Here is an 18,863-nt window from a genome sequence, read left to right as displayed (position 1 = left end):
TTCCCTCAATTCTTTATTTTCTTTTTCTAAATAGAATTTTAATTGGTATTCCTTCAAATCCAAAATGTTCCCGAATTTGGTTTTCAATAAAACGTTTATATGAAAAATGAAGATACTTTGGTTCGTTACAAAACATAATAAATGTTGGGATTGTTCCAACTGGTTGGGTAGCATAATAGATTTTTAACCGTCCCCCATTAAAGTCTGGCGGAGGATTTAATAGCTGTGCTTTAACTAAGATTTCATTTAAAACACTTGTCTTAACCCGAATTTGTAAGCCTTCATAGACTGTTTTAATTGTATCAAATAATTGGTTTAATCGTTTCTTTTCTAGCGCGGAAACAAAAACCATTTTGGCATAACTTAAATATTTGAAATAACTCCGAATATGCTTTTCAATTTGGTTCATTGTTTGCGTTTCTTTATCGGCAATCGCATCTCATTTATTTACAACCAAAATAATTGGTTTATTTTGTTCAAAGGCCAACCCAGCAATATTAGTATCTTGGTCAGTAATTGGGACCGTTCCATCAATAATAACTAAAACAACATCACTACGTTCAATCGCACTAACTGCCCGTAAAACACTATATTTTTCTAACTTTTCATACACTTTTCCCCGACGACGAATCCCAGCGGTATCAATCACGGTATATTTTTCTTGATTACGGGTAAAAGAAGTATCAATTGAATCAGTAGTTGTCCCGGCAATTGGCGAAACGATTACTCGTTCTTCACCCAAAATAGCATTAACCAATGATGATTTCCCAGCATTGGGACGGCCAATTAATGAGAAATTAATTCCTGGTGGTTTTTCAACAACAGGAATGGCATCTAAATAAGAAATTATTTCATCTAATAAATCTCCGACACCAATTCCATGCGCCGCAGAAACTGGGATTGGTTCGCCAAACCCTAAAGCCATATATTCATATAATTCACTATCTTTTTCTTGTTTATCATACTTATTAACGGCTAAAATAATTGGTTTTTTACTTTTGTAAAGTAATTTGGCAATCATCTGATCATCAGAAATGATTCCATCTTTATAAGATACAACAAAAACAATCACATCGGCTTCTTCAATCGCAATTTCCGCTTGAACTTTAATTTCTTGCGCAAAAGGTGCGTTATGATCTAAGGTAATTCCCCCCGTATCAATTATTAAAAATTCTCTTGTTAATCATTCTGAATATGAATAAATCCGATCACGCGTTACCCCTGGGGTATCTTCAACAATTGATAAGCGTTCACGAATAATTCGATTAAATAAAGTTGATTTACCAACATTTGGTCGCCCAACAATTGCCACCGTTCCTTTTCGCGCCATTTAATTTCCTACTTTCTTAATAACTAAATTATAAATTGCTGTTACCGCTTGGTCAATTGTTTGATCAGAAGTATCAATTACAATTGCATCATCAGCAATTTGTAATGGGCCAACTGTTCGATTTTCATCAGCATAATCACGTAATCGTAATTTTTCTTGGATTTCGTTTAAATCATTAGGGTTAATACCATTAGCCGCATTCTGTTTTCATCGTCGTTCGGCACGCACAGTTAAACTAGCTGTTAAATAAACTTTAACTTCCGCCATTGGTAAAACAACAGTTGTCGTATCACGACCAACCATCACGACACCTTTATCATTGCCTAACGATTGCTGTAACTTTACCATTGCCTCACGGACAAAATCAAGGCCAGTGATTTTATTAATATTATCAATAATATCAGTATTTTGTAACTTATTGGTTACATCTTCATCATTAACAAAAACATTACCCCCAACAACATGATATTTAAATGTTGTTAATTGTTTTTTGACAGCTTCTTGATCGGTGAAATTAATCTCGTTTTTCAAACATCAATATGTAAAACCACGATATGTTAACCCAGTATCAACAAATTGATACCCTAGTTTTTGTGCTAATTGTTCAGCAACTGTTGATTTACCACTTCCTGCTGGTCCATCAATTGCAATATTTATTTTCATAATTTTGTTTCCCCCTTACAATAGAAAAAATAATCCCAAAATTATCGCTATTAAAACAAGTAAAGTGCAAATTGTTCCTAACAAAATTTTGTATTTTGGTTTTACTTTTCGATATGCTGTTAATAAAACATTATGTTTTTCTTCAATGATGTTATTAACATCTTTTAGCATCATATTCACTGGTCGTTCATCATTTTTTCGCATTTGCGCCACAACAGCAAAATCAATGTTTGATGAATTAATTTTAAAAGTACTGTTTTCTTGGCGAATTTGTTCTAATGAACTACGATAGACAATTTTATCCTCTAAAATTGCTTCTAAAATAGTTTGATATTTTTGAAATGTTGGCTTATTTAATAGTGTTTCCGAAATTAAAATATTATGCATCACATCTGTTGCCTCTTGATTAACAGTTGGTTTGATTGTCGCACTAATATTTGTTGCCTTTTGCACTTGTTCTAATAAGTTCTGCAAATCATATTTAAAATTTGGGGGATATGGTTGTTCATCGGGATTTTTATCAAGATACACTTTTTCTCAGTTAAATTCTTGTTCAAAAGCTGATTTTACATTAACAAAAAAACTATTATCAATTAAATTTAATTTATTCATATAATTTGTAATAACTTGATTAGCTTGATTAATTTCTTGATCTAATTCAATTTCTTTTTTAATTCGTTCCCGCAATTGATAAAACTTCTCAATTCTTGTTTCCACTAAAATACCCCTCATCTTTTAAACTACATTAAAATTATATATTATTCTCAATATTTTTGGTATTATTTATATACAATAAAAATAATTGAGGTGAAAAAGATGGCAGAGCGCGATATTTCAAAAAAAAGAACATATGTTAATACCGATTTATGTATTGCTTGTGGTAGTTGTGTAATGATTGATGATAGTGAGACTTTTTTTATGGACGATGATGGTTTTGCAAATACTAAAGATAATGATTTAGAAATTGTTGAAGCCCAAATGGTTTGTCCAACCGCCGCAATTTTTATTAAAACATTGGAAGAATTTAAAGAAAATCGTAAAAGTAGTGCTGATGATCAATAAAAAAGTTTAGAAATAAGATTCTAAACTTTTTTATTACTAACTTTAATAATTATTATCTTGGCGGTCAAAGTTTGTTTTATTTTTAGCGATATACGCTGCTAAGATTTCTTCTTCGCTAAAACCTAATTTTTCAGCAATTTGGAAATAACTCGTTAAAACTTTAAAATAATTACCTTCAGTTGGTTTTTTAATTAGTTTTGGAAAAACAACAAAACAGTTTAAATATAAATCAATTAAACTCACTTCCTTGTTTGGTTTTAATCCTTGATAGTGATACTTGTGATACTGCACTTGTAAAGTATTACCTAAACTTATTAAAAAGTGAATTCCATCAATAAATTCCTCTAATAAAACTGCTTTTTCTGAAGCTGGTTTTGTACTTCAGTATTTAAATTCGCGTTGTTCATTAATAAACTCCCCTAATTCAATTAAAAAGGCTAATAATCTTTTTTGAAAGGTTGCTTGGGCAGTTAATTGATGCTTTTCTAAAATATAATTGTCTAATTTATGTTGATTTGTTGCTAAAAACATTAAGTTATCTAATTTAATCATTTTTTAAAATTCCTTTCCTGTACGAATTTGGGCTAATACTTCCTTTGCTCCCGGAACATTATTATAATGTTCACTCACTTCCTCACTTAACGCCGCTAGAATCCGTTCGGAAGCAAACGGATCACGGGGGTCATAAACTCAAGCATTATTAAAAACTTTCGCGGCGTTTTCATTACTATTTGTTCCAATCAAAATTGCATGGAACCGATTACGACGCTGCTTTAAATGCTCAACTTTCATTGCAACTTGTTCGGATAATTCTCCTGTCATAAAATCACTAATAACTAGTAAATCAGCATTGAAATATTGATTAGTTTCCATCACGTCCAAAGCATGAATCAGGGCTGGGTCTAAATCAGTATCACTTTTAAAACTTTTTGCTAAAAACTCAACTAATTCTGGAATTGAATTTTTTAAATGGGATAAATCATAGGCATCAATTGATTTCGAAAAATTAATCATATAACATGGCCGTTTATCTTGGCCAGCTATTTTAACAATCGCTAAGGCTAAAGCTTTGGCAATTTGTTCTGGACTACCTTGCATTGACGAAGAAGTATCAATTGATAAAATAATTGGCCCCTTTTCTTCAGGCACACGAGTTTTAACTGTTTCTAATTTTACTTGTTCAATTGGAACTTGATCTTGGGAAATAAATTCAAAAGTTGTTAATTTCCCTTCAATAAATTTTTTATAAAAAATGTATTTTAAAACCGGGTCACGCAAAAAAACTAATTCCGCTGGAAATAAATGTTCTAAATCTTTTGACTCCGTCGCCCCAATAATTTCTTCGGGTGAAGAACCAATCGGTTGTCATTCAAAATCCATGACAATTTGGTCAAGAATTCGTTCTTCAATTAACTTACTTTCCCCTTGATAGCGTCCTAATAAAGTCGCAATTTCCATAATGGCTGGATTTGTTTCTAAAAAAAGGGCAAACTTTTCAATGGCGGCCATGTCAACCCCTTTTTTTAAGGCCTTTTCGGGGTCTCATAGTTTACCAAAGAAATTTCAAGTCGTTTTTAATAATTTATTTGATTTGTTCATAATTTCCAAACGATTATATAATTGCTGGGAAAACTTTGCCCTGATTTCCTCAATTTTAGCAAAGCGATAATCAATCAAGCGTTTAATTAAAATATTTTCTCATGTACTAATAAAGTCCCGAAATAATAACTTAGGGTTACTATTTTCTTTATTAAATTCATAACGATAAAAATTTAGGCGATCATAAAATGGTGAATTAACCTTGAATAAAAAATCTTGTGTTTTTGGGTAATTTTGTTTTAAACCTTCATAACCATTAACTTTAATCCAATTAAAAAGATAAATTTCTTTTTCCATTGTTGGGGGTAAAGGAATCTTTGCTAACTCATTTTCTAATTCTTTATCGTAAAAATTATTAACAGAATCATTATATAAATCAGCTAATCAACGATTTGATTTCGTTTTTAAAACAATGGCCGGATTTTTTAAATCCTCTTGTTTTAAATCATCAAGCTTTTTCGCTAATTTTTCCATTGTTTTATGTTCTAAATAATTTTGCATGTTAACTCCCCTTTAGTAACTGCGCTTAATGACCTTGTTCTTCATTAATAAAACTCAAGTTTTCATCACTAAAAGCATTATTGACTGCTAAATAATAACGATTATTAAAGAATAAACAACTTAATGATAGCAAGCGCTCTTTTTCATCAGGGAACGCTGTTTCTAAGCGGTTAATTTCTTGTTCAACGGCTAAAATTCGGCGTTCTAATTGACTAGCTGTTTGGTCTACTTTTAAGTTTTTAACTTCAACTGTGACGTTTTCCCCAGTTTTTAAAATTTTTAAGGTGCGATCATTAACATAAGATACTTCTGTTTGTAAAACATCTTGCATATTATCCAAGTCTTCTCCATAATAAAATTCAACAATAGTTGCTTGACCTTTATTTTGGCGTGCGTCAATTAAATCCTCAACGCGAAGAAAACAAATTGGTTTTGTCACATCTTTTCATAAAATCCGGTGGAAAGTTCCTTGTAATTTACCATCAAAAACATCGTAATATTCACTTTTATTACTAATTGCTTCTTGTAAGTTATCATATTGTTGTGATAATTCTTCTAATTCGCGGTTTAACCGATTCTTTTTATCACGAACATCAAATGTTAAAGCATCTAAATAAAACTCATTAAAAATAGCATTATAGGCTTCTTCTTGTTGCTCATCATCTCAAATACAGTATGGAATAACAACTCAATCTGGTTTATCAACAACACTACGTCCATTATAATAAGCTGATGCTTTCATTAATTGGGCGATTTTTTTCACCGACGATCAGAAATATAATATGTTCCTTCTGTTGCTAAATACATTGCCTTACGGAAACGGGCAATAAAATCAAAAGTTGCTTGACTAAATTGGACTTTATTAATTTCTTTACGTCATATATCGTATTCGTCATGTTTAATTTGTAAATCTTCATCAACTTCAACATCTAAATCTGTTACCCCAGCTAACATATGGTTAAAATTACCAGTGTCTTCTAGACCATGGGCAATATAACGAATAATAAAACGGTCATATAAGGCTTCTAATCCTTGACCTTCGGCTGGTAATTCGTTTGATGCTGAAATTAATAGTTTCATTGGTACTTTCATATCAACTCCCGCATTACGGAAGATTTTTTCATTAATAATAGTTAACAATGTATTTTGGATTGATGGTCCAGCTTTTCAAATTTCATCTAAAAAGACAATTTCGGCTGTTGGGAGATATTTATCAATTAAACGGCGATAAACTCCCCGTTGTAAATCTTCAATTGAAATTGGTCCAAAAATTTCTTCAGGAGTTGAAAAACGGTTCATTAAATATTCAAAAATGGTTCCATTTTTAAAAGCAAATTTTAGGCGTCGCGCAACCAACGACTTCGCAATCCCTGGTTTTCCTAATAAGAAAATTGATTCTCCACTTAGCATTGCTAATAAAGCCAAACGAAAAATTTCATCTTTTTCATAGACATCTTTTTGTAATTGTTGTATTAAATTCTCTAACCGTTCTGTCAATTTCATTTTATCTCTCCTTATACTTCCAAGTTAATTTTTCGTTTAATGTCATCTGATTTAACAATTAATAAACACGCCCCAATAATTCATAGGGAAGTAATTGCTAAAACAACCGCCATAAAAATAAATAGTCAAATACTAATTGATTCAAGACCAGAAAGTTGTTTAACACTTCCTAAAATTAATAATACAGCGCAAATTATTTCAATAAAGAAAAAATACAAGATGGCTAAAACAATGTAAGTAATAGCTCAACCATAAATTCCTCCCGCTGTTCGAACCATTGCCATCGGAATAAAATATAATAACCCAAAAACCAAGGTAATAAATAAGAACCCAAATGTTAAAAGGTCCCGAACATAAATTGTTCCAAACACTTTAATATCAGGATTAATCATTCCCCCTAAGACAAGGACAATAACTTTTTGACCAATAAAATAAGCGAGTGTAATTGCTAATAGCTGGGCAATAATAATAAAAGCCCGGCCAACTTTTTCAAGGGGACTACTTCAATACATTTTTCGTTGGGAAAAATCATTATGCTGAATTGGGGAAACAAATTTAAAACGTTTTTCCTCTTCCGGAGCCAATTGTGCCATTTCATCTTCAATTTTTTTCCGCTCAGACGCTGTATTAATTAATTCCAAATCTGGAAAATCACTACCATATGTCGGTTTCTGTTTCATTTCTATCCCTCTTTATCATTGGTATAATTGTAGCATTTTTTTATTAAATTAGGCAAGTATAAATTTAGTTTACAATAAATCCTTTTTTAATATAACCACGGAATCATTTTGACCCTTCATGAATTATTTCAATTCGTAATCAATATTGGCCAGCAGTTTCAAAGGTTGAACTTAATACTCGCTGATCATTCGCATCAGTAATATAAATATCAAAATTATTAAGATCAATTGATCCAAAATCATTCTCATTAAAAACTGATTTTAATTGGTTTTTTGCACTATTAACAACCCCTGCAACTGAACTATTAATAGTTTGATTATTAGGAGTAATACGATTACCAGCTAAACTGTCTAAATCAATTGTTTGGACATTTAAATTAAATGATGCTATTCCAGTTACTAGATTATCGCCCCCACTAGCCCGAATCGTAATTTGATGGGTTCCAGCAGTTAAATTGACATTATTTGTTGTAATTCCCTCAATCGTAAAATCATTTTGGTTTAAAGCTAGCCCCATATTATGGGCTTTTGTTAAAACCTCATTTTTAATCCGATTATAAATCGCCTGTTCTTTATCCCGGGTTGTTAGGGACATTGATGATAAGCTAATTGCTGTAATTGGGGCTTGGCTTACGACAATTGGGTTAGAAGTAACTGTTCCTTGAAAACTAAGCGAGCTATTTAAGGCTGTAATTTGTCCTTGATATTGGCCAACTTTTAAATTATTACCATTAGTTCGTCCCGTTGTTTTATCTACTAATTGCGTTGTAAAATCTTTCCCTTGTTGTGTTGGTTTTTCATTATTATGGCCTTGAGGATTATTGTTAATTCATTGCTGAGCTTTTTCAAGGAATAACGTACTATAATTATTTTTTAAACTACTAATGCCATCTAAGGTTGTATATTGGCGCGTTAAATTTAAGTCATTTGTAAACACTTGGAGATTATTTTTCGGTGTGCCAAATGGGTCTTTAACTACTCAATTATTTACTTTAAATTTATTAGTAATATTAGCTTGGTTTGGCTGGGTAAAAGTAACTTTAACACTAATTTCGGGAAAAGCAAAAACTTTGTCTTGATAATAAACACTACTATTACCACGTTCGGCTCCATTCACAATTGGATTTCAGCTTGTTGTTGTTCCCCCAATTACTGTTTCATTTGAACCTCAACCAACTTTAACACTTTGAATAATATTATTTGCAATAATATGATTGTTATTTAATTTACGGACAATAAAATTTTTAACATTATTTTGAATAGTAGCCTGTTGTTGATTTAATTTTGTATTAACATCGTTAACACCATCCTGATAAGTGATTTTTTGCAGTGCAGGGGTTAAATCAGCACTAAGATTATAATCACTAAAATTAATTGAACGACTGGTATAACTTTGTTGGTCATAAAAAATTGTTGTCGCTGGGCGAACAATATTATTAGCACCCCCGGTATTAATATTTAAGAATTTAATTTCTACTTGATTCCGGAAAATTTGATGTTCAGAACCCCACATGTACTGTTGATAACCAGCGGTACCTTGCTGATAATTAACATTATCAGCAATATTATCTGAATTAATTCCTAATTCTTTAATATAACCTTGGTAAGAATTAACCCGGGCATTAATCATTTGATTTGGTAAAAAATTTCAACTTGTTGTTCTATCATATAAATCATAATTACCAACGTTACTAAAACGAGGCATCCCAATTCCTAACGCTTGATAAACAGCATTAATCGTACTATAACCCGGACTATGATTTGTAAAAAGGCTCGCCCCAAAAGCATCTAAAGTTGTAAAATGACGAGAATCATATTTAATATTTAGATTTTGATCACTTGCATTTGGGTTAGCACCAAGTTTAGCAAATGCTTCATTATTTTTATTTTTAATTTCTTCAGTAAAGATAATTTTATCTGGAGCATTATTATCACGAATTGAATAATATTGTTGTAAAGTGCGATCCAATAATTCATTATTCTTTGTTTGTAAGTTAATGGCCCCACTACTAATAAAATTTTTCACTTCTTGATTATTAATTAAAAATAATAATTGTGGTACAGTTAATGGACTAAAACCTGTACCTAAGCCGGCATTATAAGAAAAATCATAGGTTTTATAAAAATCAAGATAATTACCCCCTTGGTCTTTACCAACTAACTGTAACGCAAAACGAACTTGGTAAGAAAATAATCCCAAGGATAAATCTAGGGGTTGAAAAGAAACTTCCCCATACTTATCATCCCCATTATCATATGGATAAGCTAAAATTTTTGGTTTTAACTCCAATTTATATTTTTGGTTTTTATAGATCACTTGCGTACCAGATAATTCCGCGCCGGTTCCATTTAACATTTCATTAACAGCACTATAATTATTTAAAATTCACTCTTCCCCAGCAAATCAATTACGAATTAAATCACTATCTTGTTTATTACTATATGAAGTTAAACTACTTTTTTCCGGAACAGTAAAATGAAGATAGGATTTTAAATTATCAGGATTAGCTGTCCCATTACTATTAAGTAGTGGTTTTGACAGACGCTTATTAATTTCACTGGCAATAGCATTATCTAATGGAATCGCATTAGCTCATGGATCTTTATCATAAAATGAAGATTCCACGACAACAGCATAAATAATCCCCCCAAGGGCTCCTAAAATAATAATTGCCGCCAAAGAAATCATAACTTTTAAATTAGTTTTACGCCGTGAACGGTTTGCTAATGGTTTTGGTTTTTGTTCGCTTGTCATTTACACTTCTCCTAATTAAAAATTACTATTCTTCTTCTCGTTCTTCTTCGGTTCATACATGTTTTTGCTGTAAAACATGATTTTTTTGATTTGCTTGTTCATTTAAGCTGTGCTTATCGTGTTGATGTTTAATAACTTCAGCTTGATAGAGGATTTGACGACGACGTTCTAATTCCTCTAATTTTGCTTCATTTGCTTGAAATGATTTTTCTTCTGCTAAATATTCAAACCCTTTACGCATTTTCCATTGTTTTTTAACTTCTCGTCAAAAGAAAAAATACATCACAAAAGTGATTAAACAACAAAGCGGTAAAATAATAACAGCTGTTAAAAAGTATTGATTAAAATTGTGATAAATGATGGCAAAAGAAGCTAACAGACTAAAGGTTAAAACATAATAAGAACTGTTAAAAATTGTGGCCAAAATAATTCACGGTTTAACACTTTCAGCTCGACGTACTTTAATGGCCGGAATTCCAATAAAGACAAAAAAGAAAATTCCAACAATAAGGCCACAAACACCTCCAATAATATAATTTATTTTATAAGCTCCATGGTCCATTGCTCCAATGACATCTTTCAAATGATTATACGCCATTGCACAACCCGCGGCAACAAAATAACCCATTATCATTGCTAAAAAAGAAAACGCAAAAATTAATAAGCGAGCCATAATTTCTGTTTTGGTATTTCATTGAAGCGCTAATCCTGCGCGTTTATCTGCTACTTTCCCAATCATTGTTTTTTACCTCCGTTGTTATTTTCTTAATTCCCGAATTTGTTCCGCAATTTGGTTTTCCACATTGCGATAGTATTTTTTATTATTACTGATAAGTGATCAACATCCTAATGTAAAACACAAAGTTGCAAGAACAGTTACAGCTAACAGAATAATTTTGGCAATCATCGTATCCTTAATAACTGCGTTATTTAACTGTAAATAGATTAGTTGGCTAATTCCCATTGCAATAACGATAACATTATTAATTGTCCCTATTATCAAAATAATTTTAGTTCAAATCCGGACAGTTCTGATTGTTCGAGCTAAAAACATTGGTAACATTGTTAAGAAAAAAAGCGAAACTCAAGCAATAACAAAAATTACAATTAATAAGACAACAATCCATGAGTTTTGGTTAATTAAGTCCCCACCAAACCCACCAGTTAAACCTTGTAGTAAGGCAAGAATTGTTTGGGCGGCAATTTGGGCTAATGACTGAACATAGATTAACGCTGGGATTAAAATCAAGAGTTGACCAAAAATAATAAAAATACGAGCGCTAATTTCTTTTTTGCCTTGAAAATAATAACTAGTAGCTTCAACATCATAAAAATATGGCAACTTTTGATTAGCTCCGCGCTGTTTTAAATTATAGGTTCCTAAATTTCTGACTGCGCGATTAGGAATTGGCTGTTCCATTTTTTTTAAATGATTGGGGCGGTTATCTTCGACAAATTCAATATGATGATTAATTACACCATCCTTTTGACTATTTTTATTTTGTTTTTCTCCTCGTGCCATTTTTATAACTCCTTATCACTTAAATTATTTTTAAATAAAATACTTGTTGTAAGGGCTTTATTTAAACGATGTTGTTGATGTAAAGCTGATGTTCATAATAATAAACTACCAATAAAAACGAAAATTACTGTTCCCCCAGCTAAAATTATTCCTGGTAAATTAAGTTTGACTGGTAAATAAAAATAACAAAAAATACTTAAACCTAATAAAACAACACTGTATAATATACCAATTGTATTATAAATAATCCCAACTCTTTTAACTAGTTTAATGTTACGAACAATTAATGTTGGAATTACAAATACTAATGAGAAAATTACTCCACATGAGGCAATCACAACAGTAATTGCTCGAAAAGCCCCATCAGCAATCCCAAATTCATTAAAAATAGCTGGAATTGGTAATTTACTAGCCGCTAAAGCCCCAAATGAAGCGGAAATAATTATAATTACTCCTAACATTAATAACTGTGAAAAAAGAATACAAAAGCGACCAATTATTTCACCACCATTGCTAAAATACATTCTGCTTAGCGCTGGATTATGTGTTGAATCAATTGTTGAAATTGTTGCTCCTTGTTTTTTTCCCATACTTTACCTCATTTTAATTATAGGTAGATTATAACATTTTATCGGTAAATAGCCATTAAAATAATCTGCCATTATTTCAGAAAATAAAAAATCTTATTTAAATAAGATTTTTTATTTGATAACTTGTAGATAACCATCTAATGTAACTTGAACATCTTTGCCAGCATCAATAGCATCGGCGGTAATTTTTGAAGAATAATATTCCTGTTTACCAGATTGTTTTGAACGATTAATTGCTGTGGCAATCTCGGTATAATCAATTACATATTTTGAGCGATCAGTTGAAACATTATCATCTCAAAGATTATTTTGAATTAAAATATTTCAAATATCATCAAGAACTTTTTCTTGATTCTGACTATCTGCTTGTGATATAGATACTAAGTCTAAAGTGATTTTTGGTTGGTAAAAACCTTCATTAATTAATTTTACTGTTATTTTTAAGTCCCCATTAAAACGCGGATCATTATGCTTATTAATCCCAATTAAATTAATATCATTGCTTAATCCTAATTGTGGTCAATTTTCTTTAATTATCATGCTTCAATTTGTTGTATCAAAAATGCTAAAATCTGGTAAAAGTGGTAGATTTTCATTTTTTAATAAATCAACTGCCCCAGTTCAAATTTGATCAATAATTTTATCAATGTTTTCTTGATCAGCCCTTACAACCTTAATTTCCAATGGTCCTAAAAATGTTGCGGGCATTTCAATCGCATGTTTATCAATTATTCCTTTAATACGTAAAAAGCTAAGATTTTCTTGGCGCGGTTTTGCTAAAATGTCAAAAGATGTTGACCCTCCAAAATCTGGTTCCTTAACTTCTTCTCAACTAATCTCATAATTTTGGTATTGCTCAGATATTTTAAAGTTTTCAACGCCAACCATTGTACTTTGAACGCTATCTCAAACTGTTTGTTTTAGTAAATCTGGAGTAAAATTAACAGCCGGTAATTCAACAGCCATATTATCTTGGTATCTAATTCAATTAAAATTAACCGTAATTTTACCACTATAACTTAGTCCAGGTTGATCGGCCCCACCATTATATTCTAAAACTCAACTTGCTTTTGCCATTCTATTTTCTGGGGGAAACATTAGTTGAGAAAAATTATACGCGCTTTTTTCTGTTGGCGCATTATTTGTTAATCCTTTTTCAACGACTTTTTTTCAAATGAAATCATCAAAACCTTTACCAGAATAATACTGATATTCTGTTACATCAAAATATTCAGCATCTAAATTAACCTCTTGGCTAATATCAAAAGTTGCCTCTTTAACAATCGTGAAACGAATTGTAATTACCCCAGTATAGCGAATCGATGGATCATCACGAAAAGTTAAAACAAGATAACCTTCCTTTTTTTGACCATTAACTGTTGGTTCTTCATTATTTTTTTGGTCGGTAATATCTAAAATGTTGAAATTAATATCATCTTTAAGACGGCCTTCACTAATCGCTGTGGATAAGATTAATTGATTAATATCGGTTCCTGCATTTTTTACTTTAACAAGATCAGTTAAAGTAAAGTCAGTGGTAGCATTAATTTTACCTTGAGTAATTGAAGTGCTATCTTCGCCCCCACAAGCCACAACTGTTGTTGCTGTTGAACCAGCTACCACAATACTTGTTAAAAAACCTAATAATTTTTTCATAATCTCACCTCATTTCGATTGCATAATAAAATATAAGTATATTATATCTGATAATTTATTTAGAATAAATAGTATTAAAGCGGAAAGTAATTATTTGTAAATTTGGTGGTAATTGCCCTGTTTGTGCGGTAATGCGAATATCTAATACGGTATAATCTTGATAATTATCAACATTGTGATTAATAACAGCTTGCGCTCAATTATTAAAATTCCCAGTATCTGAATGTGTTTTATTAACAGGCAAAATCTCAATATTATAATCACTTGTAAAAGCTGATATATAATTTTCTTTTGTCATTCCTGCTAAAATATCTAATTTTGGTTTAGTAACTTTATCTAAATTAACAGCAAATTGTCATGTTTGATTAATTAATTGTTCTTTAATCGCGTTACTAATTTCACTTGCACTTGTAAAATTTTGCTTTAAAGTAATTGTGTTTAGGTTTGCACTATTATACAAATTACTACTTCAATAATTAACAAATAACTCATTACGTTTTCGTAAATCATTAATAGCATATTTGGTATTTTCCGTTGTTGTTGCTAAATTTGTTACATAATGTAAATTAGGGTGGTTAATTGTAATATAATTTTGGGCTTTTGGTTGTTTTGTTCCTAAACCGCCAAAATCAAGAACTAAATCTTGTTGCTCTTGTATTTTTCTTTTAAACATTTGATAATCTTTGTCTTCAAAACGCGCATGGGTTTGGAATGGTAAGGCATTCCACTTAAATAGCCATTTATTTTCTGTAGAAGTTGGGTTCGCTAAAATATCATTTCCAATGCGAAGAATTGCGTCTCGTAACGGCTCTTTACCATCTAAAATTTGAGCAATATATTTTTTTAAATCAACTCCAAAAATATGTTGTAAAGTTTCTCCCTCTGGTAAAAACATAAAGTAAAATTCTTCAGGCTTTGTTAAATCTAGTTTTTTTGGTTTAATTGTTTGATATCATTCTTTTCAATCATTAGGAACACTTTCCACAGGCAAGGCTAACCCTGGATTTTTTGATGTTTCAATAACATTTTTTAAAAAAACAAATAACTGGGCAATATATTTTTCTTTGATATTAATTGTATGTCTTTCTAACTTTTTCTTTTCGGCATATTGGGCCAAGGGTGATATTTTGGCTTTATTATTTGATTCACTAAAAACTGTGTCAATATCAAACAAATAATTATAACTATTCAAATAGACCGGTAAGTTTTCAAATACTGGATCTTTTGTGTTAACTGATGAAATAACAAAATTACTGTACGGATTAAAATTACCAACAAATTCTTTGTCTTCACCTTTATTAGCGTTATAAAACTTATCAAAATATTGTTCATAACTTTGATATACTTTATCAGCAAAGTTTAGCGGATTAGTACTTTCCCCCGGGACCATTAAACCATTAGCTTGATCTCCAACAATGTTAGTTTGATTTTCTCAAATAACATTATCAGCAAGATTTTTATGCATTGAATTACCTAATTTAAATTCAAAAAAGTTTGATAAAAATGATTCCATTCCCACAAACATTGTTGGCATGATAATTAATTGTGATTGTAATTCTCCATTATATTTAATTTCTAAATTTAATAAATTCTTAATTATATTAAACTTATTATTTTGGACATCACTTAATTCTAACGTTTTCGTACGCAAGGGATTAGTATAGATGTTAACAATTTCAATTTTGTCTGGTTCAGGATATTTATCTTTATAAAGAAAATTTTTACTAATATAAGCCTTAGGGGCTGTTTCAAAAATATAATTATAGGCATACTCTAAACGTAATGATGTTGATTTAACAACGATTCGCTCAGAGGTTTTATTATTTAAATCCCTTTTAATAACTTGTTTTTCAAATGTTGGTTGGTTAAGAGGGTTATCTCGTAACGGTGTATAGGCAAAGTCAACTTGAAAATATTCACCCTTATCTAAATTTGGTAATGTTCCATCCGTTTCAATTCCCCCATAACTTAAAACTTCTGATAAAAATCAAGCGGCTAAATAAGTCATTGGGATTAAAGCCCCTAAATATAAGGCTGCACAACAAGCAATAATAATACTTTTCCGTTTTGAATGAACGCTAACGTGCTTTGTTATTTTGTTAACATTACTTCAAGTTCCGCGATTTTTGCCCTTATTTTTCGCCATTAGCACCCCACCTTTGAATTAGTATAAATTTACTATCTATAGATTATTATAGCAAATATTTTTAATTCCCATTATTATTCTCTTGATTTATCAAAAAATGGAAAAAAAATTAACCGAAAAAGAAAAAAATCTAACATAATGTTAGATTTAAATATGAATTGCGTGTCCTTCTAAACCATGGACAGCTTCCATAATCATTTCTGATAAAGTTGGATGGGGAGTAATTGCCCGTCCTAAATCATAAATTGTTCCTTCCATTTCCATACATGTTGTAATTTCAGAAATCATGTCAGTGGCTGTTCCACAAATCATATGAGCTCCTAAAATTTCACCATATTTTGGTTCACAAATAATTTTAACAAATCCATCAGTTTCCCCATCCGCTAAGGCTTTTCCATTTGCGGCAATTGGGAATTTAAAGGCTTTGTAGGGAATTTTTGCTTTGATTAATTCATCTTCGGTTTTTCCAACAACGGCAACTTCCGGATATGAATAAATACAAGCTGGAATTTTATTATAATCAATTTTTTGATTACGCCCTTTAATGTTGTCAACAACAATTAACCCCTGCACTGAGGCAACATGGGCCAACATTGCTTTCCCAACAACATCACCAATCGCGTAAACTCCTGGTAAGTTAGTACGACAACCATCATCAACAACAATACTTTGGCGTTCATTAATATTTAGCCCAATATTTTCAAAACCATTAATAATTGGTTTACGACCAACAGATACTAAACAATAATCTGTTTTTAAAACAACTTCTTCACCTTTATCATTAGTGTAATGAACTGCTTTATCTTTAATTTCTTTGATTTTAACATTTGTTTCAATTTTAACTTTGTTTTTGATTAATAATTTTGTCATTTCATCACGAACATCTTTGTCCAGAATTTCTAAAATTGTATCTAACCCTTGTAAAATTGTTACTTCTGTTCCTAAACGACGGTATAAACAAGCAAATTCAACGCCAATTACACCACCCCCAATAACAGCAAGTTTTTTGGGAATTTTTGGTAATTTTAAAGCTTCGGTTGAAGAAATAACATAACCAGCTTTAAAACCTTCTTCAAAACCAGGTAATGGTAGCATTCGACTTGTACTTCCTGTTGCAATAACTAAGTTGTCACAACTATATTTTTTACCATCAACTTCAATTGTATTTTTATCAAGCGCTTTAGCTGTTCCTTTAACAATTGTGACTTTATTTTTCTTTAATAAAAATTCAACCCCACTTGTTAATTTATTAACAACTTTACTTTTACGATCTTGCATTTTCTCTCAATTAGGGGCAATTTTACCTAAATCCCCAATATCAATTCCATAGGTGTCAGCATGCTGAATAATGTCATAAACTTTTGAGCTTTTTAATAATGCTTTTGTTGGAATACAACCAACGTTTAGACATACTCCTCCGTAATATTCTTTTTCGACAATCATTGTTTTCAACCCTTCTTGGGCTGCTTTAATTGCACAAACATATCCACCAGGACCAGCACCAACAACAATAACATCAAATTTATCCATAATTCTTGTTACCTCTCTATTTTTTTATGATTCTATAATAGTAATAAGGCTGGTGATTCAAGTAACGCACTTACTCGTTGTAAGAAACGCCCTCCATCAGCACCATCAATTAGACGATGATCAATTGTTAATGATAATGGTAAGATTGAACTAATTTCAATTTCATTATTGGCATTAACAACTGGTTTTTTTTCAATTGTTCCAACTCCTAAAATGGCTACTTCTGGGAAGTTAATTACTGGTGTTGCAATTTCAACTCCCGCTGACCCAAAGTTACTAATTGTAAAAGTTCCATCGCGCATTTCATCGGCTTTTAATTTACGATCACGGGTACGAGTTGCTAAATCATTAATTACTGCCCCAATTTGTAGGACATTTAATTGATCAACGCCTTTAACAACGGGAACCATTAAACCATTAGCCGTATCAGTTGCCATTCCAATATTGTAATATTCTTTATAAATAATTTCTTCACTTTGTTGATCATATGAAGAATTTATAATTGGGAATTCTTTTAAGGCAATTGCACATGCTTTCATAAAGAATGGCATATAAGTTAATTTAACCCCTTGTTTTTCCGCTTGCCCTTTTAATTGCGCTCTAATTTCAATTAATTTTGTGACATTAACATTTTTAATTAATGTTGTTTCAGCAATCACTGTTTTTGCCAAAGTCATTTGTTTGGCAATTGCCTTACGAATTGATGACATTGGTTCACGTTTAACATTTCCTGACACTTGAATGTTAGGGATTGTAATTGGTGCTCCCCCAATTGATGGCCCACTAGCACTAGGTGCTGAGGTTGGTCCAGCTAATAAATCAGCTTTCATAATTCGCCCATTTGGACCACTTCCTTTGATTTTTGATAAATCAATTTTCATATCAGCGGCCATTTTTCTAACAATTGGTGTTGCTAAAATATGTTCATTATTTACTGCGTTATTATTTGTTGCTGGTAAACCACGTGATGGTAAAACAGCATTTGAAATTGGTACCGCTCCAACTACACCAGCCGCTTTTTCTTCTTCAACTGGTTCAGCAGGAGTAGACGCTGGGGCTGGTGATGCTTCTGGCGCATCGCCTTTCCCATCATCAATTTCAACAACAACATCACCAACATAGATGACATCGCCAACTTTCATATTAATTTTTGTAATGATACCATCACATGGTGAATAAATTTCGGCATTAACTTTATCAGTTTCTACTGAAAACATTTCATCGCCATCTTTGACTTTATCTCCAACTTTGATATTGATGGCTCCAACTTTTCCTTCCGTTAGACCTTCCCCAATATCTGCAAATTTAAATTTAACCATTTTCCTC

General features: G+C 31.3%; 17 protein-coding genes. 1 reads left to right on the top strand and 16 read right to left on the bottom strand.

Going from position 1 to position 18,863, the window contains the following annotated elements; genetic code table 4:
* Positions 1-13 precede the first annotated feature (13 nt).
* Genes der through SSYRP_RS01535 form a run of 3 tightly spaced genes read right to left on the bottom strand, consistent with a single transcriptional unit; the run spans position 14 to position 2,710 of the window.
* Positions 14-1,330: a ribosome biogenesis GTPase Der gene (gene der, locus SSYRP_RS01545; RefSeq protein WP_016340553.1), complete on the bottom strand. Its 1,317-nt coding sequence runs from the start codon at positions 1,328-1,330 to the stop codon at positions 14-16.
* A complete protein-coding gene (cmk, locus tag SSYRP_RS01540) occupies positions 1,331-1,993 on the bottom strand; it encodes a (d)CMP kinase (protein ID WP_016340552.1) in 663 nt (220 codons plus the stop codon).
* A gap of 15 nt (positions 1,994-2,008) precedes the next feature.
* A complete protein-coding gene (locus tag SSYRP_RS01535) occupies positions 2,009-2,710 on the bottom strand; it encodes a hypothetical protein (RefSeq protein WP_016340551.1) in 702 nt (233 codons plus the stop codon).
* Positions 2,711-2,809: 99 nt separating this feature from the next.
* Between SSYRP_RS01535 and SSYRP_RS01530 the strand changes: the two genes are divergently transcribed.
* Positions 2,810-3,055: a ferredoxin gene (locus tag SSYRP_RS01530; RefSeq protein ID WP_016340550.1), complete on the top strand. Its 246-nt coding sequence runs from the start codon at positions 2,810-2,812 to the stop codon at positions 3,053-3,055.
* 42 nt (positions 3,056-3,097) lie between these two features.
* Here the strand turns inward: SSYRP_RS01530 and SSYRP_RS01525 are convergent, their stop codons facing one another.
* The 13 genes from SSYRP_RS01525 to SSYRP_RS01470 all read right to left on the bottom strand — a co-directional run bounded on the left by SSYRP_RS01525 (position 3,098) and on the right by SSYRP_RS01470 (position 18,856).
* Positions 3,098-3,607, bottom strand: a complete 510-nt coding sequence (locus SSYRP_RS01525; RefSeq protein ID WP_016340549.1) for a dUTP diphosphatase — start codon at positions 3,605-3,607, stop codon at positions 3,098-3,100.
* Positions 3,608-3,610: 3 nt separating this feature from the next.
* A complete protein-coding gene (locus SSYRP_RS01520) occupies positions 3,611-5,155 on the bottom strand; it encodes a vWA domain-containing protein (RefSeq protein ID WP_016340548.1) in 1,545 nt (514 codons plus the stop codon).
* Positions 5,156-5,180: 25 nt separating this feature from the next.
* The gene (locus SSYRP_RS05245; RefSeq protein ID WP_236608052.1) at positions 5,181-5,918 is read right to left on the bottom strand and encodes a hypothetical protein; all 738 of its coding nucleotides are present in this window, start codon (positions 5,916-5,918) and stop codon (positions 5,181-5,183) included.
* Entirely contained in the window at positions 5,897-6,658 is a 762-nt protein-coding gene (locus tag SSYRP_RS05240) for an AAA family ATPase (protein WP_236608051.1), read from the bottom strand. Before SSYRP_RS05240 ends, SSYRP_RS05245 begins: the two co-directional genes overlap by 22 nt.
* An 11-nt stretch (positions 6,659-6,669) precedes the next feature.
* Positions 6,670-7,338, bottom strand: coding sequence for a hypothetical protein (locus SSYRP_RS01510; RefSeq protein WP_016340547.1), 669 nt, complete (start codon positions 7,336-7,338; stop codon positions 6,670-6,672).
* Between the two features lie 64 nt (positions 7,339-7,402).
* Positions 7,403-10,093, bottom strand: a complete 2,691-nt coding sequence (locus tag SSYRP_RS01505) for a hypothetical protein (RefSeq protein ID WP_016340546.1) — start codon at positions 10,091-10,093, stop codon at positions 7,403-7,405.
* A 25-nt stretch (positions 10,094-10,118) separates the two neighbouring features.
* Complete coding sequence (locus SSYRP_RS01500) at positions 10,119-10,832, bottom strand: MFS transporter (protein WP_016340545.1); 714 nt, start codon at positions 10,830-10,832, stop codon at positions 10,119-10,121.
* Positions 10,833-10,850: 18 nt separating this feature from the next.
* On the bottom strand, positions 10,851-11,615 hold the full coding sequence (locus SSYRP_RS01495; protein ID WP_016340544.1) for a hypothetical protein: 765 nt from the start codon (positions 11,613-11,615) through the stop codon (positions 10,851-10,853).
* A 2-nt stretch (positions 11,616-11,617) separates the two neighbouring features.
* The gene (locus SSYRP_RS01490; protein WP_016340543.1) at positions 11,618-12,205 is read right to left on the bottom strand and encodes a hypothetical protein; all 588 of its coding nucleotides are present in this window, start codon (positions 12,203-12,205) and stop codon (positions 11,618-11,620) included.
* A 111-nt stretch (positions 12,206-12,316) separates the two neighbouring features.
* Positions 12,317-13,861, bottom strand: a complete 1,545-nt coding sequence (locus tag SSYRP_RS01485; protein ID WP_016340542.1) for a lipoprotein — start codon at positions 13,859-13,861, stop codon at positions 12,317-12,319.
* Between the two features lie 55 nt (positions 13,862-13,916).
* The gene (locus SSYRP_RS01480; RefSeq protein ID WP_016340541.1) at positions 13,917-16,007 is read right to left on the bottom strand and encodes a hypothetical protein; all 2,091 of its coding nucleotides are present in this window, start codon (positions 16,005-16,007) and stop codon (positions 13,917-13,919) included.
* A 147-nt stretch (positions 16,008-16,154) separates the two neighbouring features.
* Positions 16,155-17,537: a dihydrolipoyl dehydrogenase gene (gene lpdA, locus SSYRP_RS01475; RefSeq protein WP_016340540.1), complete on the bottom strand. Its 1,383-nt coding sequence runs from the start codon at positions 17,535-17,537 to the stop codon at positions 16,155-16,157.
* Positions 17,538-17,569: 32 nt separating this feature from the next.
* Entirely contained in the window at positions 17,570-18,856 is a 1,287-nt protein-coding gene (locus SSYRP_RS01470) for a dihydrolipoamide acetyltransferase family protein (protein WP_016340539.1), read from the bottom strand.
* Positions 18,857-18,863: the final 7 nt, after the last annotated feature.

It is taken from the genome of Spiroplasma syrphidicola EA-1 (assembly GCF_000400955.1).
Classification (GTDB): Bacteria; Bacillota_I; Bacilli_A; order Mycoplasmatales; family Mycoplasmataceae; genus Spiroplasma; species Spiroplasma syrphidicola.
Note: the sequence above shows the minus strand (reverse complement) of the source record. Positions and strands in the feature narration are given on the sequence as shown.